Here is a 16,745-nt window from a genome sequence, read left to right on the forward strand (position 1 = left end):
CCTGCCAATGCAGGTCGATGCCTGCTGATATAAAATGTGGCATCCCGGCAAGACGATAACCCGTCGGCCGATCAACACGGAGGTGGCACATGCCCGACATCATGAAGTTCATCGTCAATGAAGGCGCGCTCGACAAGGACCCGGCGGGAAACCTGATCGCACTGAATGACTGGTCGGAGGACATCGCGAGAAAACTGGCCAGGGAGATGAAAATAGAGCTCAAGGCCGACCACTGGGAAGTGATCAATTTCCTGCGCGATCTCTATCGGCAGCAAGGGCAGCCCGCGCATGCGCGCGACGTGCTACACGCGCTCGAGGAGCGGTTCGAGAAGAAGGGCGGGCGGAAACATCTTTATCTGCTTTTCCCGGGCGGCGCGGTAACGCAAGGCAGCCGGATCGCGGGTCTGCCCGTGCCCAAGGACAGCACGGACCCGTCCTTCGGCACGGCGATTTAGCGATTTCTCAGACGCCGACAGCCTTCAGCTTCTCTTCCTCTTCCTGCTGCTCCTGCTGTTGCAGCGCCCACATGTGGGCGTAGGCGCCGCCCTGCGCCAGCAGTTCGCCATGGGTGCCGCGTTCCACGATCTGCCCGTGCTCCATCACCAGGATCTGGTCGGCGTCCATGATGGTGGAGAGCCGGTGAGCGATAACCAGCGTGGTGTGGTTGGTCGCGATCTCCTGCAACTCCGCCTGAATCGCCTTCTCGGTTCGCGAATCGAGCGCCGAGGTGGCCTCGTCGAACACCAGGATCGGCGGGTTTTTCAGCAGCGTGCGCGCGATGGCGACACGCTGCTTTTCGCCGCCGGAGAGTTTCAGGCCGCGCTCGCCCACGAGGGTGTCGTATTTGTCCGGCAGCGTTTCCACGAATTCATGGATGTGCGCCGAGCGCGCCGCCTCGATGATTTCCTCGCGCGTGGCGTCGGGCTGGCCGTAGGCGATGTTGTAATAGATGGTGTCGTTGAACAGCACCGTGTCCTGCGGCACGATGCCGATGGCCCGGCGCAGGCTTTTCTGGGTCACGTCGCGGATGTCCTGGCCGTCGATCAGGATGCGACCCGTGGTGGCGTCGTAGAACCGGAAAATCAGGCGTGAAAGAGTCGATTTGCCCGCGCCGCTCGCGCCCACCACCGCCACCTTGTGTCCGGAAGGAACGTCGAAGCTCACGTCCTGCAATACCATGCGCCGGTCGTCGTAGCCGAAGCCGACATGCTCGAAGCGGATTTCACCGCCACGGATATGCAGATCCCGGGCATCCGGACGGTCGCTGACCTCGGTATTCTGCGCCAGCAGCCCGAACATGCGCTCCATGTCGGCCAGTGAGTGACGGATCTCGCGGTACACGAAACCGAGGAAATGCAGCGGCATGTACAGCTGGATCAGGAAGGCGTTGACCAGCACCAGGTCGCCGATGGTCATGGTCCCGCGCACCACGCCCTGGCCGGCCATGAGCATGAGGATGGTGACGCCCACGGCAATGACCGCGCCCTGGCCGATGTTCAGAAACGACAGCGAGGTCTGGTTGCGGACCGCCGCCTTTTCCCAGGACTGCAAAGTCTCGTCGTAACGGCGCGCCTCGAAGCCCTCGTTGTTGAAATATTTCACGGTCTCGTAATTGAGCAGGCTGTCGATGGCGCGCGTGTTGGCCTTGGAGTCCATCTCGTTCATGTTGCGCCGGAAGATCATGCGCCACTCGGTGACCCAGAGCGTGAAAGCGATGTACACCACCAGCGTGACCAGCGTCACGATGCAGAACCACGGGTCGTACTTGACCAGCAGGATCGCCGCCACGAAACCGATTTCGAGGATGGTGGGCAGGATGTTGAACAGCATGAAGTTGAGCAGGAAGCGGATGCCCGCGGTGCCGCGCTCGATGTCGCGCGACATGCCGCCGGTCTGGCGCTCGAGATGGAAGCGCAGGGCCAGGTTGTGCAGGTGTTCGAAGACCTTGAGCGCCACGCGCCGGATCGAGCGTTGCGTGACCTTGGCGAACACGGCGTCGCGCAATTCGCCGAAGGTCGAGTTGGCCAGCCGCAGCGCGCCGTAGGCGACGAGCAGGAAAACCGGCAGGGCCAGCGGGGCGGTGCCCGGGCTGAGCGCGTCGACGATGTCCTTCAGCACCAGCGGGACGGCGACGGTGGCCACCTTGGCGAGCGCCAGGAAGGCGAGCGCCAGCACCACCCGGCCGCGGAATTCCCACAAATAGGGCAAGAGCGATTTGATCGCGTTCCAGTCGCTCTGGCGCGCGGGGGGTTTTCCGTAGTGTCGAGTTCGCATAGGGATGGGGATCAATCAGGAACGAAATGAATTCTACCCGATCTGCGTCATATACTTGTAACGTTTGTCCGACAAACCGCAGCCGATTCGCGGCCGGCGGCGGTTCCGAACACGGAGGTGATGGTGATGAGTCACGGTTTCAGGTCATTGGCACTGCTGGGCGCAGGGATACTGCTGGGGCTGGTGCCGGTATTGCTGCCGGCGGCGGAGAAGGCCGAGCTGCGCGGTGTCGGCCAGTTCGAGATCCCCGTCTGGTTCAAGAAATCCTTCCTCGATCTGCCGCACGATGTCGCCGAGGCGACGCGAAACGGCAAGCGTCTGATGCTCTATTTTGGGCAGGACGGCTGCCCGTATTGCGCCGAGCTGTTCAACAAGAACTTCAGCCAGGCGCATATCGTGGAATACACCCGCCGGCATTTCGACGCCATCGATCTGAACCTGTGGGGCGACCGCGCGGTGACCGATTTTTCCGGCAATGTCATGCCGGAGAAGGAATTCGCCGCGAAACTCAAGGTCTGGTTCACGCCGACGCTGCTGTTCTTCAACGAAAAGGGCGAGCAGGTGCTGCGCATCAACGGTTACTATCCGCCGCACCAGTTCCTGGCGGCGTTGCGATACGTCGCGGAAAAGCAGGAAGGCCGCCTGAGCTTCCGCGAATATCTGGCGCAACAGGCGCCAGCGCCGGCCAAAGGCTCGCTGCAGCCGCAGCCGTTTTTCGCCAAACCTCCGCATGATCTGGGCAAGATTCCGGCGGGGAAACCGGTCGCCGTGTTCTTCGAGCAAAAGGACTGCGCCGGCTGCGATCGCATGCACGCCGAGATGGCGGGCAATGCCGCCACGCTGGAGCTGCTCAAGCGCTTCCATGTGATTCAACTGGATCGTTGGGGCACCACGCCGCTCGTGACTCCCGCCGGCAAAAAAATCAGTGCGCGCCTGTGGGCCGACGAGTTGGGGATCGCCTATGTGCCCACGGCGGTGTTGTACGACGCCGGCAGGGAAGTGATACGCATCGAGGCCTTCATGAAGGGGTTTCACGTCCAGTCGGTGCTGGATTACGTTGCCTCCGGTGCGTATAAAAAGCAGCCCGAGTTGCAGCGTTTCATCCGCGAGCGTGCCGATCACCTGCGCGAGCAGGGCGTGGTGGTGGACATCTGGGAATGATTTAAAACGGTTTCAGCGCTTGCCGAGAACGGTAAAGACCAGCATCAGTCCCAGCAGGATAAAACCGATGAAGAAAATCAGCGTCCAGGATGGCATGCTGAGTCCCAGAAAAGACCAGGTAATCTTGCCGCAACCGCCGCTGCCTTCCAGTACCAGCTTGAGGGTTTTCAGCAGCGGGAAGGTTTCCAGCATGTCGTTGAGGCTGTAGCCGCAGCCGGGTTGCAGATCGGGCGGAAGATTTTCGATCCATACATGCCGGCCGGCGAATCCGGCGCCCAGCGCGGCTGCCAGCGCCACGAGCCCGCCATAGATGCGTCGCCCGACCTTGCCCGGGTTGTGCAAGGCGCCGGCCAGCAGGATCAGGCCGGTGACGATCACGAACACCCGTTGGAAGATGCAGAGCGGGCACGGTTCGAGTTTCATGCCGTACTGGAAGTACAGCGCCGCGGCCATCAGGCCGGCACAGACCAGGAAACCCCCGAAGAAAATCATCCGCTGTGACATGTTCTTAATTATTATCGCCGTCTGTTGTTCAATGGCAGGTATTCTATTGTTTCCTGAAATCAATATCACTGACGATGCCGTCGGTGATCCATTGTTTCATCAGCCCGGCGGCGTGCAGCGCCACGTTTTGTGCATCGATCCATTCGCACAGGCCTTCGCAGATCGCGGCAAAATTCTCGCCGGTCATCGCGGCATCGAGCGCCCAGGCCTCGTCCACGGACAGGGAGCGGAACCAGGTTTTCAGGTCCTGGCGCCAGACGAGCCAGGCCTGCGGATGTTCATGTTCCATCAGGGCGGGCACCTCGGCGACCGCGGGTGTGTCCCCATGCTGTTTCTTTCCCGCTGATGGCGTGGCGCTGGTTTCGCCCCGGCAGGAAGCGGCGGTTTTTCCGGCATCCAGATTCTGGTTGATGGCCTTCCAGAGAATGGGCACGTTCCAGCGCAGGTCCAGACGCTGCGCGGAAGGATGAAATTGCAGGCGCATGTCCGGCCAGGCCGAAGCCGGAATCGCCGCCATGTCCTCGATGCCGATGACCGTGCCGTCCTCCGCGTCAAATGCCTCGGACAGCGCCCACTCCAGCGCCGCCATTTCGGCGAGACTGGATTTTTCGCACCAGGGCTGGGCGGTGGCGAGAAATTCCGGCAGAAGATGCCCGAACCAGCGGATGGAAAAATGCCGCGAGGGATGGGCAGAGACGTAGGCAATCCCGATGTTTTCGAATTCGTCTTCGCCAAGCCAGGCGCGCAATACGGGATAGTTCGACGCCAGGGCCTCCAGCAGCCGCAGCCGGTAGGCGTCGTAATAAATGGCGAGGCGCTGTTCGGCGCTGATTTTGGCGGTGCCGGTGACGCGGCCCAGCATGCGCGCATTACCGTCAAGCAGGAAGGTCTGGAAATCGGCTTGCAGGTCGGCCAGCGCGTTCATGTTCAGGCCGCCGTTACCGCCGTCTGGCGCTGCGAAGTGGCGGCGATCCGTCGGGCGCGGTCCAGCTCGGCCAGCAGTTCCGCCAGCGGCGGAATGTTGTCGTCGCGTTCGATCATGGTCGAGACGCGCCCGAAACGCCGGACGGCGACCTCGTACAATTCCCACACGGGATCGATCACCGGCTCGTCGTGGGTGTCGATGATGTAATCACCGTGGTTGCGGTGCCCGGCGAGATGGAACTGCCAGACCCGATCCGGTGGAATGGCGTTGAGATAGGCATGCGGGTTGAATTCATGGTTGACGCTGCTGACGTAGATGTTGTTGATGTCGAGCAGGATCAGGCAATCAGCACGCGCGGTGATTTCGCGCAGGAATTCCCATTCGCTCATTTCCGATTCGGGATAGCTGACGTAACTGGAAACGTTCTCCAGCAATATCCGGCGACCGAGAAAATCCTGCACCTCGACGACACGCGCTGCCACGTGTTTCAAGGCTTCCTCGGTGTAAGGCAGAGGCAGCAGGTCGTGGGCATTCAGGCCGTGCGCGCCGGTCCAGCACAGGTGATCGGAGATCCAGGCTGGTTCGACACGGTCGGCAAGCGTCCTCAACTGCTTGAGGTATTCGCGGTCCAGCGGGTCCTGCGTCCCGATCGAAAGCGATACCCCATGCATGACCATGGGGTATCGCTCGCGGATGCGGTCGAGATAATGCAGTGGTCTTCCGCCCGGGATGAGGTAGTTTTCGGAAATGATCTCGAACCAGTCGACTGCCGGCGCTTCGGTCAGGATGGTTTCGTAATGCGTCGGGCGCAGGCCCAGTCCAAAGCCGAGATAAGGGCGTTCAGGAAGATGAGGGCTGCTTGTCATCGGCGGAAAAAACACCGGGCGCCGCGAGGCACCCGGTTTTATCTGCGTCAGGATTTCGGCTTACTTTTTATGCATCTCGCCCTTCATCTTGGCTTGGGCCGCGTCACACTCCGCCTTGCTCATGTACTGCCAGCCCTTGCCCTTGCAGCTGTTCTGGCCCTTGCAGGCACTGGAAGCAGTCTGGCAGGCTGACGTGCCCTTGCAGGAATTCACGCCGTTGCAGTGGACCTTGGCTTCGCCTTCATGCTTGGCAGCGTTGGCGGCAGTGATACCGACGGTGGCGAACAGGCCGGCGGCGGCCGTGGCCAGGGCCAGGCCGGTGAGTTTCTTGGCATTCATCATAAATAATCGTCTCCGTTGTTTAGGGTTTGTTGCGTTCAGTTGATCTCGTTGGGAAGAGGCCTCAGTAGGGCAATGCAGATCAGTGCCTCGACCGGGAATCAACCGCACGGTTATGACACAGCTTCCCTGTGCAAGTTCCTGATGCCTTCAGGGCGGGAACAATCTAACAGATGCCGGGGGCAGCCGCCCAGCCGCCCAGCCGCCGGTCCGGCCAATCGGCCCATACGGGCCTTGATCCACTGCCGGAACCGCGGGGAAGTCGCGGAAATCGGCAGCTGCCGGCATCCCCGGGCGGAGGTCAGTGGACGAGTTTCTTGTACTTGATGCGGTGCGGTTGCACCGCCTCCGCGCCCAGCCGGCGCTCCTTGTCCGCCATGTAATCGGCGTAGTTGCCCTCGAACCATACGGCGTGGCTGTCACCTTCGAACGCGAGAATGTGGGTGGCGATGCGGTCGAGGAACCAGCGATCGTGCGAGATGATCACGGCGCAACCGGCGAAGTCGAGCAGCGCCTCTTCGAGCGCGCGCAGCGTGTCCACGTCCAGATCGTTGGTCGGTTCGTCCAGCAGCAGCAGGTTGCCGCCGCTCTTCAACAGTTTCGCCAAGTGCACACGATTGCGCTCGCCGCCGGAAAGGTCCTTCACCAGTTTCTGCTGGTCGGCGCCGCGGAAATTGAAGCGGCCGCAATAGGCGCGTGATTGCACCTCGGTCTTGCCGACCAGCATGATATCGTGACCGCCGGAGATTTCCTCCCACACGGTTTTTTTGCCGTCGAGCGTGTCGCGGCTCTGATCCACGTAAGCGAGCTGCACGGTCTCTCCGACGCGCAGCTTGCCGCCGTCGGGTTTCTCCTGGCCGGTGATCATGCGGAACAGCGTGGTCTTGCCGGCGCCGTTCGGGCCGATGACGCCGACGATGCCGCCGCGCGGCAGATTGAAGCTCAGACTGTCGATCAGCAGCCGGTCGCCGAAGCCCTTGTTCAGATTTTCCGCCTGCACCACGACGTCGCCGAGGCGCGGGCCGGGCGGGATGAAAATTTCCTTGGTTTCGTTGCGCTTCTGGAATTCCTGTGACGCCATCTCTTCATAAGCGGCCAGCCGCGCCTTGCTCTTGGCGTGACGGCCCTTGGGATTGGTGCGCACCCATTCGAGTTCCTGCTTCAGGGCACGCTGGCGCGCCGATTCCTGCTTCTCCTCGGTCTCGAGACGCTTTTCCTTCTGTTCCAGCCACGACGAGTAATTGCCCTTCCAGGGAATGCCTTCGCCGCGGTCGAGCTCGAGAATCCAGCCGGCGACGTTGTCGAGAAAATAGCGGTCGTGGGTCACGGCCACCACGGTGCCGGGGTAATCGTGCAGGAAACGCTCGAGCCAGGCGACCGATTCGGCGTCGAGATGGTTGGTGGGCTCGTCGAGCAGCAGCATGTCGGGTTGCGACAGCAGCAGGCGGCACAGCGCCACGCGCCGACGTTCGCCGCCGGAAAGCTTGGTCACGTCCGCGTCCCAGGGCGGCAGGCGCAGGGCATCGGCCGCGATTTCGAGCTTGCGGTCCAGATCCCAGGCGCCGGCGGCATCGATTTTTTCCTGGAGCTTGGCCTGTTTTTCCATGAGCTTGTTCATCTCGTCGTCGCTCATGGGCTCGGCGAATTTCATGGAGATTTCGTTGAAATCGTCGAGCAGCTTCTTGGTTTCGGCCACCGCCTCCTCGACATTGCCGCGCACGTCCTTCGTGGAATCGAGCCGCGGTTCCTGCGGCAGAAAGCCGACATGGATGCCCGGTTGCGGGCGCGCCTCGCCGTCGTATTCCTGGAGCTCGCCGGCCATGATGCGCAGCAGCGTGGATTTGCCCGAGCCGTTCAGGCCGAGCACCCCGATCTTGGCGCCGGGAAAGAAAGACAGGGAAATATCCTTCAGGATCGCGCGATTCGGCGGCACGATCTTGCTGACGCGGTGCATCGTATAAATGAACTGGCCGGACATGGAGCTACCTGATGTGGGTCAAAGGCTGCTTATTATAGGGGTGGCGCAAAAGGAGGCAACGGTGCGGCGCGCCCGGATACCGGGCGCGCTGATGATAAAACGCGGAATTCAGCGGCGGGAATTCGCCCAGTTGGGCGTGCCGGTGTCGGAGGCGAGCGTGGCTTCGTCGGCGAAGGTGTAATCGGTGTGGGCGTCCGCCTGCTGGAAGTAGTTGCCCTGCACGTAATCGAAGCCGAGGTTCCACAACACCCCGAGATCATCGGCTTTCTCGACGAACTTGGCGATGGTCTGCTTGTTCATGGACTTGGCCAGATCGATGATGGCCTTGAGCGAGGTGCGGGTCAGCACATCGGTCGACAGGTTGCGGATCAGCGACCCCGATATCTTGAGAAAATCCACCGGCATTTCGCGCAGGCGATTGAGCGTGCTCAGGTTGTTGCCGAAATTGTCGACCGCGAAGCGGCAGCCGATCCGCTTGACGGCCTGCATGAACATGGCCGCGTCCGACGGGTTCTCCATGACCGCCGATTCGTCGGCCTCGAGCACCAGATATTTCGGTTTGAGGCGCGCGGCGGTGATCTCCTTCTGGAGCATGGTGAGCAATTCGGGATCGCCCAGTGATACCGGGCTCAGATTCACGAAGAAGCTGGCCTTGCGGCCGTCACGATGCAGCGCGGCGAGCGATTGCACTGACTGGCGGATGACCCAGTGATCGATAGTCGTCAGCAATCCCAGTTGTTCCGCGGCGGGCATGAATTCGCCGGCATGGATCAGTTCGCCATTGCGCCCCGCGAGTCGCAACAGCACTTCGAAATACTCCGCCGGGTCGCCGTGGAGATTGACGGTGGGCTGATAGGCGAGCTGGAAGCCGTCTTTCTCCAGCGCGGTTTTGAGTCGTCCCTCCCAGTCCTGTTCGGCGTTCATGGACACGGACGGCGCCGGCCGGCGAATTTCGGTCAGGGTGGGAATCGGCGCCAGCGCCGGTACCTCCGCCGCGGCGGGCGCCTCGGTCACTGGCACCGGTCTGGAAGCCGGGGCTGGTATCGGTACCGGCTCCGGGGCAGGCGCGACCACCACAGGCGCCGGTCGGGACGGCCGGCTGCCCTGGCAGGTCTGATACGCCTTGTTCAGCACCGCCTGCGCGCTTTCACAGTGTTTGTCGATCACCACCACGCCGATGGTGCCGTCGCAGCGGAAGGTTTTGCCACCCTCGCTGAAGGTGGTGTCCTTGAGCGAGGCGAGCAGCGCGGCCACGGATTCCTTGATCTGGCTCTCGCTCATATCGTGCAGCAGCGCGGTGAACTCGTCGCCGCTGAAGCGCGCCAGAATCGTCGAATCACCGAGCTTGTCCCGGAACAGGCGCGCGATCTTGAGCAGCAGGCGGTCGCCGGCGGCGTGGCCGAGGCTGTCGTTGATTTCCTTGAGCTCGTTGAGATCGAGATAGAGCAGGGCGCTCTGGCTGCCGTCCTGTTTCGCCTTCTCCAGCGTCCGGGTCAGCTCCTGGGTGAAGTGATGGCGGTTGAAAAGCCCGGTGAGCGGATCATGCTGGTTCAGGTATTGCAGGCGGTTCTCGACGGCCTTGCGCTTGGACACGTCGATGACGACGCACTGTGTGCAGTTTTCGCCGTTGAGCACGATCGGCGAAATCGCCAGCTCCGCGTGAAAATGCTGCCCATCCTTTTTTGCCGCCAGGAATTCCTGCGGCTCGGGTGGATTCGGCGAGTTGATCTTGCGCAGAAAATCCTTGAAACGCACGTGATCGGATTTGGCGACCAGGTTCATCAGGGGGACGCCTTCGAGTTCGGTCAAATCCTCGTAGCCGAACATATCGAGGTAGGTCTTGTTGGCGTCGATGTGCATGCCATCCTGGCAGTAACAGATGGCCTCGCGCGAGCCTTCGATGATGGCGCGGTTTTTGTTCTCCACCTCGTTCAGTGTCAGCGACATCTTCTGGTATTTCCGGCGTTCCTCGGCCACGTGCAGCTCGCGCTCGACGGCGGGCGCGAGACGCGCCGACTGGCTTTTCAGCACCACGTCGTGCGCGCCGTTGCGCATGATCTTGACCAGGTCCGGATCGCGGATGTTGCGGGTGACCACGAGGAAGGGTATGTCGAGATGCGCGCGCTTCACCAGATCAAGCGCCAGTTGCGCGCCGAAATGCGGGAGCGTGTATTCCGACAGCACCACGTCCCAGGTTCCCTTGTCGAGCGCCGTCTGCATGGAGGCGAGGTCCTGAACGCGCTGATTCTTGAGCATGAAACCGGCCTTGCGCAGCGAGGCTACGGCCAGCTCGGCGTCATCCGGTGAGTCGTCAACGATCAGCAGGCGTAATATCTTTTTTTCCACAAATCCCTCTATCTCAAGACTATTTTAGCAAAAACGCCCTGTAAACCCGTTTTCAGGCGGTAAACCACGGGAAGTGCGGACAGACCGGAATTCAAGTATGGCAGCAAAAATCGTTCCAGAGGGCATTTTCTTGCCTTTGGGTCTGGATGTCCCTCGATCCAGCAGAATATGCCATTTATCGAACACGTCACGCTGTCGGATTGTGATCCGGCAAACCCTGTATAGGCTTGCCCTGCGGTGGGGTTGCGCAAGCAATCGCCCTGAAACAGCGGGTTTTGCCCAGGGACGGGTAAACCACCCGGGGAATGCCGCATGAATGCCGCAATCGCCCTGCAATAGGAAGGCGCGCCCGTGTACCGGCACGCCAATCACGTGGAAAGGCGGGAAGCGACAAGGGGCATACCATGAGCGGCGCACATCGTTTGGGAGCAGCCAGGGAACTGAATCAACCTTACGGCGGGACACTGGTCAATCTGCTGGTTGATCCTGGCCGTGCCGCCGAGCTCAAGGCGGCTTCGCGCGATCTGGCCTCGCTCGATCTTTCTCCACGGCAACTCGCCGACCTGGAAATGCTGGCGACGGGGGTATTATCGCCGCTGACGTCCTTCATGGGCCAAGCCGATTACGAGGCCGTATGCGCGGGTATGCGCCTCGCCGACGGCCGGCTCTGGCCGGTGCCGGTGACGCTGGACGTGTCGCTGAAATTCGCCGAAAGCATTGCGCCGGGGCGGCCGATCGCCCTGCGCGACGCCGAGGGCACGCTCATGGCGGTGCTCACGGTGGCGGAAATCTGGCAACCGGACCGGGGCGCGGAAGCGCAGTGTCTCTATGGCACGCGTTCCTTCACGCACGCGGCGGCTAATCAGCTGCTCAATGCGGGCGGCGAGGCCTGTGTCACCGGCAAGCTCGAGGTCGTGGAACTGCCGCTGCATCATGACTTCGGTCCGCTGCGCCGGACCCCGGCGGAGGTGCGCGCGCAACTGGCGCGACGCGGCGCCACGCGCGTGGTCGGCTATCACCCGCGTCATCTCATGCATCGTGCGCACGTGGAATTCACCAAGCGCACCGCCTACCTGCATGACGCCGTGTTGCTGATCCAGGCAGCCATCGGCCGCCGGGGGCTGAACGACGCCGATCATTTCTCGCGCGTGCGCGCCCTGCGCGCGGCGCTCGATCATTACTCCGCTCAGGTCGCGCAACTGAATCTGCTGGAGCTGTCACCGCGCCATAGCGGCGCGCGCTCCGCCTTGTGGCATGCGATTCTGCACAAGAATTTCGGCTGCTCGCATTTCATCGTGGAGCACGATTACGACGACCAGGGTGAGGGCGCCACCGGCGATCCGCTGTATGGGCGGTACCACGCTCTGGACTCCGTGACCTGGCATGCGCAGGAGATCGGCATCGAGGTGGTGCCGTTCCGCAATCTGGTGCTGGAAGAAGACCAGCCGGAAAAACTGCTGTCACCGCGCGGCGCGAGCCGGCGCATGAAAGGCCGGATCCGTGAAACGTCGCATGAACAGCATGCCGAGGTCGCGCACTGGTTTTCCTACCCGACGGTGCTGGAGGAATGGCGCAAGACGCTGCGCCATGGTTTCACGCTGTTTTTCACCGGCCTGTCGGGCGCGGGCAAATCCACGCTGGCGCAGGTGCTGTATGCGCGGCTCAAGGAGCAGGAGGCGCGTCCGGTCACGCTGCTCGACGGCGACATTGTGCGCAAGAATATTTCCTCCGAGCTTGGCTTCTCGCGCGAACACCGCGACATGAACGTGCTGCGCCAGGGCTACATGGCGAGCCTGATCACGCGTCATGGCGGCATCGCCATCTGCGCGCCCATCGCGCCCTATGCCAACACGCGTGCCCAGGTGCGCGCCATGGTCGAGGAGGACGGTGATTTCATCGAGATTTACGTGGCCACGCCGCTGACCACCTGCGAGACACGCGACCGCAAGGGTCTGTACGCGCGGGCGCGCGCCGGCCTGATCAAGCAATTCACCGGCGTGTCCGATCCCTACGAGACGCCGGTCAACCCCGAGATCGTGGTGGATACTTCGCTGCAATCGGCCGGCGAAGCGGCGGACAAGATCCTGGCGTATCTCACGGCGCAGGGGTATCTGGGCCGCGGGAGCACGATGGAGGCGGAGACGCACAAGATCAAACACGAACCGATCACGCTCTGGACGTCGGACGCCGGCAGCTTGCCGCAGACTTTGTCCTCCGGCGACGGCGCGTCGTCTCCCGGTGCCGGGAAGCGGCTCTATAAGTAATTAACGCCCGCCGTGCGGGTTGAGCGCGGCTAGTTCGCGACGCGAGCCGCGCCGGCTGAATGGCCCGCGGCGAGCGGGAAGGCCACGAGATGATCGGCCTGCACGCGGATGCCGACGAGCTCGCCGATCGCGTGATCGGCGTGACTCGGAAACAACGCCAGCAGCCGGCCGCCGCTGGGCAGGCGCAAGGTATAAAGGATCTCCGCACCGCGAAAGGCCTTCTGCGCCACCTTGGCCCGGAGCGTACTCTCCGGGTCCGGCACGATGTCATCCGGCCGCAACAGCAGCTCGAGCGGCGCTCCCCGTCCCCAGTCGTAGGCGCGATCGCCCCTGTGCACGCCGATCTCGGTTTCGATCGTCTCGGGCGTGAGCAGGGTACCGCGCAGGAACACGCCCTGCCCGATGAAATCGGCGACAAAGCGGTCAGCCGGCTCGTGATACAGGTTGTAGGGCGTGTCCCACTGCAACAGCTTGCCCTCGCGCATAACGCCGACGACATCGCCGAGCGCGAAGGCTTCGTGCTGGTCATGCGTCACCAGCACGCCGGTGGCGCCGCGCTGCCTGAGAATCTCGCGCACCTCGCCCGAAAGGCGTTCGCGCAGCTCGACGTCGAGGTTGGAAAACGGCTCGTCGAGCAGGATGAGATCGGGCTGCGGCGCCAGCGCCCGCGCCAGCGCCACGCGCTGCTGCTGTCCGCCGGAGAGCTCGTGCGGGTAGCGCCCGCCCATGCCGCCGAGACCCACGACCTCGAGCATTTCATCGACGAGTTTTTGCCTGCGGGCGCCGGTGATTCCGCGCAGGCCGAAGCCGACATTGCCGGCGACGTCGAGGTGCGGAAACAGGGCGTGATCCTGGAACACCATGCCGAGGCGGCGTTTCTCCGGCGGCAGGGTGAAGCCCGGTTGGGACACGGCGCTGCCATTGATCCAGATGTTGCCCGCGCTCAGGGGGTGAAAACCGGCGATGGCGCGCAACACGGTGGTCTTGCCGCAGCCGCTCGGTCCCAGCAGGCAGGCGATGCTGCCGGCGGTGACATGCAGCGACAGTCCGTCCACCGCGAGACGGCCGTCGTAGCGGCATACGATGTCATTGAGCGCGAGTATTTCGTTCACGGAAAGATTTAATGGACAGGATTAACAGGATTTACAGGATTAAAAATAAGACAGTTTTTATGTTTTGTATATCAATAATCCTGTTAATCCTGTGAATCCTGTCTATTTTCGTTCTTTTCCCGCCAGCAGGAATTCGAGCAGGGCCTTCTGGGCATGCAGGCGGTTTTCGGCCTCGTCCCAGACAACGCTTTGCGGTCCGTCGATGACCTCGGCCGCCACCTCCATGCCGCGGTAGGCCGGCAGGCAGTGCATGAAGACGGCATCCCGGTTTGCCAGTTTCATGAGCGCGCCGTCCACCATGAAGCCGGCGAAGGCCTTGATGCGCTCCGCCTTTTCGTGCTCCTGTCCCATGCTGGCCCAGGTGTCGGTGACGACGATGTCCGCGCCGCGCGCGGCCTGTTTCGGGTCGTGGTGCAACGTGACGCAATCGCCGCTGGCTGCGACGATCTCGGCCTTCGGTTCGTAGCCTTTGGGCGTGGCGATATCGAGCTTGAACCCCAGCATGCGTGCAGCGCTGATCCAGGAATGACAGACATTGTTGCCGTCGCCGATCCAGGCGACCTTCCTGTCGGCGATGTCGCCGCGCTTTTCAATCCAGGTCTGGATATCGGCGAGCAACTGACAAGGGTGATCGAGATCGGTCAATGCATTAATGACGGGCACCTGCGAGTGTGTTGCGAAGCGTTCGACCATAGCGTGCGAATTGGCGCGAATCACGATGATGTCCACCATGCGTGACAGCACGCGCGCGGTGTCTTCCGCCGGCTCGCCGCGGTCGAGATGGGTGTCACGTGGCGAGAGAAACAGGCTCGTGCCGCCCAGTTGCGCCATGCCGACCTGGAACGACACGCGCGTGCGTGTGGAGGATTTCTCGAAGATCATCGCCATGGTCCTGCCGGTCAGCGGCGTGTGCCGTTCGCCGCGCTTGAGCATGGATTTCATTTCCACGGCGCGCGCCAGCACCCGCTTGAGTTCCGCGGGTGTCAGGTCCGGCAATGTGAGGAAATGACGCGATTTCATGTTCCGCTTAAAAAAGCGCGTACTACCTCGTCGAGTTTATCGACCAGCATATCGGCTTCGTTGTCGGTGAAGATGAGCGGCGGCAGCAGGCGTATGACGTTTTCCGCCGTAACGTTGATCAGAATCCCGCTTTCCAGCGCGCGTTGCAAGAGTTCCTTGCACGGCCGGTCGAGTTCGACGGCGAGCATGAGCCCGCGTCCGCGTATTTCCTTGACGCCGGAGACCTTGCCGAGTTTTTCCCTGAGTTTGGCAAGCAGCCGTTCACCAAGTTTGGCGGAGCGATCGGCGAACTTGCCTTTCTCCAGCTCATCGATGACGGTGAGCGCCACGCGGCAGACCAGCGGGTTGCCGCTGAAGGTCGAACCGTGGCTGCCAGGCTTGAACACCTGGGCTGCCTTGCCGTGCGCGAGACAGGCGCCGATCGGCACGCCGTTGCCAAGCCCCTTGGCCAGGGTCATGACATCCGGCACCACGCCTTCGTGCTGGCAGGCGAACCATTTGCCGGTGCGGCACATGCCGGTCTGGATTTCATCGAGCATCAGCAGCCAGCCGCGCTCGTCGCAGATTTTACGCAGGCCTTTCAGATAGCCCGCGTCGGGGACGGATATACCGCCTTCGCCAGTGATGGGTTCGACCAGCACCGCGACGATCTCCTTGCTGCGTTCACCGACTTGTCGGACAGCTTCGAGATCGTTATACGGTACGCGATAGAAGCCCTGTACCAGCGGCTCGAAGCCGGACTGAATTTTGCGATTGCCGGAGGCGGAGAGGGTGGCGAGCGTGCGGCCGTGAAAACTGCCCTCGGTGACGATGATGCCGGGTGTCAGGATGTCGCGCTGATGGCCGTAAAGCCGCGCCAGCTTGATCGCGGCTTCGTTGGCTTCCGCACCGGAATTGCAGAAGAAGGCATTGTCCATGCCTGCCAGTTTGCACAGACGCTCGGCCAGTTTTTCCTGCAACGGGATTTGATACCAGTTCGAGGTGTGCAGCAGCTTGCCTGCCTGGTCGCACAGCGCCGCGGTCACGGCCGGGTGCGCGTGCCCGAGGCCGCACACGGCGATGCCTGCCAGCGCATCGAGGTATTTCCTGCCTTGTGTATCCCACAGCCATGCGCCCTCACCATGTGTGAAGGCCACGGGCAGGCTGGCAAAAAGAGGCATCTGGTGCGAAGACATGTTTTTTTGGTGCCCTAAAAAGACAAAGGCGCCTTGCGGGCGCCACTTAAAGCAAAAATTCTACCCCCTGCGGGCAAGAACGCAAGGGCCAAAAGCACGAGGCCCGGGCAATGCCGGGCCTCGGTCAGCAATTACGCCTGATTTGTTACATATGCGGCAGGCCGTGGCCCACGCTGCCCGCGACCATGAAGAACAGCATGGGGAGGGACAGCATGGTGTTGGTGCGCGAGGCCAGGAAGGCGACGCGCGCGGCCTTGGCCTTGGTAGCGTCATCGGCCTGGACCAGGCCCAGCACCTTTTTCTGATTGGGCCAGATCAGCACCCAGACGTTGAAGAGCATGATGGTGCCGAGCCAGGCGCCGACGCCGATGGAGGCGGCCGCGCCCTTCAGCATGAAGGCGTTGCCGAGGCCGACGCCGGAGCGTTCGAGGTAATAGGCGCCGAGGAGCCAGGTCGTGAGCGCGGCCCAGCGGAACCACAGCAGCGCCTGCGGGGCGACGTGCTTGGTGATGCCGGCGGCGGTGTTATCGGCCTTGGCCTTGGGCAGGGCCACGGCCTGGACGAAATTGAAGTAATAAAGAAGGCCGATCCAGATAATGCCGGCGAAGATGTGCAACCAGCGGACGATAGTCAGTTCCATTTTTTTCTCCCGTAAATTGTTGAATGACGATGAATGTTCAGACCGCGGTCTTGACCAGGAAATTGACGACGAAGAAATACAGGATTACGGTCAGGATCAGACCGCTGATGAGCGTGCCGACAATGGAATCCAGCGGAGTTT

At 62.1% G+C, this 16,745-nt stretch carries 14 protein-coding genes; 3 read left to right on the forward strand and 11 right to left on the reverse strand.

Features of this window, described 5'->3' with window-relative positions; all coding sequences use genetic code 11:
• The first annotated feature begins 89 nt into the window (after positions 1-89).
• Positions 90-455, forward strand: coding sequence for a TusE/DsrC/DsvC family sulfur relay protein (locus tag SCL_RS03835; protein WP_096359998.1), 366 nt, complete (start codon positions 90-92; stop codon positions 453-455).
• 7 nt (positions 456-462) lie between these two features.
• Here the strand turns inward: SCL_RS03835 and SCL_RS03840 are convergent, their stop codons facing one another.
• Positions 463-2,274, reverse strand: coding sequence for an ABCB family ABC transporter ATP-binding protein/permease (locus SCL_RS03840; RefSeq protein ID WP_096359999.1), 1,812 nt, complete (start codon positions 2,272-2,274; stop codon positions 463-465).
• 126 nt (positions 2,275-2,400) lie between these two features.
• Here SCL_RS03840 and SCL_RS03845 point away from each other — a divergent pair, with 126 nt between their 5' ends.
• Entirely contained in the window at positions 2,401-3,435 is a 1,035-nt protein-coding gene (locus SCL_RS03845) for a thioredoxin family protein (protein WP_172425912.1), read from the forward strand.
• A 12-nt stretch (positions 3,436-3,447) separates the two neighbouring features.
• On the opposite strand, the gene SCL_RS03850 is transcribed toward SCL_RS03845, so the two are convergent.
• The 6 genes from SCL_RS03850 to SCL_RS03875 form a co-directional block, all read right to left on the reverse strand.
• Complete coding sequence (locus SCL_RS03850) at positions 3,448-3,939, reverse strand: disulfide bond formation protein B (RefSeq protein ID WP_096360001.1); 492 nt, start codon at positions 3,937-3,939, stop codon at positions 3,448-3,450.
• Between the two features lie 43 nt (positions 3,940-3,982).
• A complete protein-coding gene (locus tag SCL_RS03855; RefSeq protein ID WP_096360002.1) occupies positions 3,983-4,864 on the reverse strand; it encodes an HvfC/BufC N-terminal domain-containing protein in 882 nt (293 codons plus the stop codon).
• A gap of 2 nt (positions 4,865-4,866) precedes the next feature.
• Entirely contained in the window at positions 4,867-5,730 is an 864-nt protein-coding gene (gene bufB / locus SCL_RS03860) for an MNIO family bufferin maturase (protein WP_096361827.1), read from the reverse strand.
• Between the two features lie 60 nt (positions 5,731-5,790).
• On the reverse strand, positions 5,791-6,069 hold the full coding sequence (gene bufA2, locus SCL_RS03865) for a BufA2 family periplasmic bufferin-type metallophore (RefSeq protein WP_096361828.1): 279 nt from the start codon (positions 6,067-6,069) through the stop codon (positions 5,791-5,793).
• Positions 6,070-6,370: 301 nt separating this feature from the next.
• Positions 6,371-8,047 carry an energy-dependent translational throttle protein EttA gene (gene ettA, locus SCL_RS03870; RefSeq protein WP_096360003.1) on the reverse strand — a complete coding sequence of 559 codons (1,677 nt, stop codon included), beginning with the start codon at positions 8,045-8,047 and terminating at the stop codon, positions 6,371-6,373.
• A gap of 108 nt (positions 8,048-8,155) precedes the next feature.
• On the reverse strand, positions 8,156-10,393 hold the full coding sequence (locus SCL_RS03875; RefSeq protein WP_096360004.1) for an EAL domain-containing protein: 2,238 nt from the start codon (positions 10,391-10,393) through the stop codon (positions 8,156-8,158).
• A gap of 404 nt (positions 10,394-10,797) precedes the next feature.
• On the opposite strand from SCL_RS03875, the gene SCL_RS03880 reads away from it, so the two are divergent.
• Complete coding sequence (locus SCL_RS03880) at positions 10,798-12,657, forward strand: bifunctional sulfate adenylyltransferase/adenylylsulfate kinase (protein ID WP_096360005.1); 1,860 nt, start codon at positions 10,798-10,800, stop codon at positions 12,655-12,657.
• Positions 12,658-12,686: 29 nt separating this feature from the next.
• Here SCL_RS03880 and SCL_RS03885 read toward each other — a convergent pair whose 3' ends face one another.
• From SCL_RS03885 to SCL_RS03900, 4 genes are all read right to left on the reverse strand, one after another.
• Positions 12,687-13,769 (reverse strand): ABC transporter ATP-binding protein, encoded by a 1,083-nt coding sequence (locus tag SCL_RS03885; RefSeq protein ID WP_096360006.1) that lies wholly within the window; start codon positions 13,767-13,769, stop codon positions 12,687-12,689.
• A gap of 102 nt (positions 13,770-13,871) precedes the next feature.
• Positions 13,872-14,789 carry an ornithine carbamoyltransferase gene (gene argF / locus SCL_RS03890; protein WP_096360007.1) on the reverse strand — a complete coding sequence of 306 codons (918 nt, stop codon included), beginning with the start codon at positions 14,787-14,789 and terminating at the stop codon, positions 13,872-13,874.
• Positions 14,786-15,964 carry an aspartate aminotransferase family protein gene (locus SCL_RS03895; protein ID WP_096360008.1) on the reverse strand — a complete coding sequence of 393 codons (1,179 nt, stop codon included), beginning with the start codon at positions 15,962-15,964 and terminating at the stop codon, positions 14,786-14,788. The genes argF and SCL_RS03895 overlap by 4 nt, the downstream gene beginning before the upstream one ends.
• A 145-nt stretch (positions 15,965-16,109) precedes the next feature.
• Positions 16,110-16,604, reverse strand: coding sequence for a urate hydroxylase PuuD (locus SCL_RS03900; protein ID WP_096360009.1), 495 nt, complete (start codon positions 16,602-16,604; stop codon positions 16,110-16,112).
• Between the last annotated feature and the right edge of the window lie 141 nt (positions 16,605-16,745).

This window comes from Sulfuricaulis limicola, assembly GCF_002355735.1.
Taxonomy (GTDB): domain Bacteria; phylum Pseudomonadota; class Gammaproteobacteria; order Acidiferrobacterales; family Sulfurifustaceae; genus Sulfuricaulis; species Sulfuricaulis limicola.

Bases quoted from the DNA above. Each gene is read 5' to 3' on its own strand.
- SCL_RS03855 (WP_096360002.1), bottom strand. From the start codon at position 4,864: ATGAACGCGCTGGCCGACCTGCAAGCCGATTTCCAGACCTTCCTGCTT.
- SCL_RS03895 (WP_096360008.1), bottom strand. From the start codon at position 15,964: ATGTCTTCGCACCAGATGCCTCTTTTTGCCAGCCTGCCCGTGGCCTTC.
- SCL_RS03835 (WP_096359998.1), top strand. From the start codon at position 90: ATGCCCGACATCATGAAGTTCATCGTCAATGAAGGCGCGCTCGACAAG.
- bufA2 (WP_096361828.1), bottom strand. From the start codon at position 6,069: ATGAATGCCAAGAAACTCACCGGCCTGGCCCTGGCCACGGCCGCCGCC.
- SCL_RS03900 (WP_096360009.1), bottom strand. From the start codon at position 16,604: ATGGAACTGACTATCGTCCGCTGGTTGCACATCTTCGCCGGCATTATC.
- SCL_RS03840 (WP_096359999.1), bottom strand. From the start codon at position 2,274: ATGCGAACTCGACACTACGGAAAACCCCCCGCGCGCCAGAGCGACTGG.
- ettA (WP_096360003.1), bottom strand. From the start codon at position 8,047: ATGTCCGGCCAGTTCATTTATACGATGCACCGCGTCAGCAAGATCGTG.
- SCL_RS03845 (WP_172425912.1), top strand. From the start codon at position 2,401: ATGAGTCACGGTTTCAGGTCATTGGCACTGCTGGGCGCAGGGATACTG.
- SCL_RS03850 (WP_096360001.1), bottom strand. From the start codon at position 3,939: ATGTCACAGCGGATGATTTTCTTCGGGGGTTTCCTGGTCTGTGCCGGC.
- bufB (WP_096361827.1), bottom strand. From the start codon at position 5,730: ATGACAAGCAGCCCTCATCTTCCTGAACGCCCTTATCTCGGCTTTGGA.
- argF (WP_096360007.1), bottom strand. From the start codon at position 14,789: ATGAAATCGCGTCATTTCCTCACATTGCCGGACCTGACACCCGCGGAA.
- SCL_RS03880 (WP_096360005.1), top strand. From the start codon at position 10,798: ATGAGCGGCGCACATCGTTTGGGAGCAGCCAGGGAACTGAATCAACCT.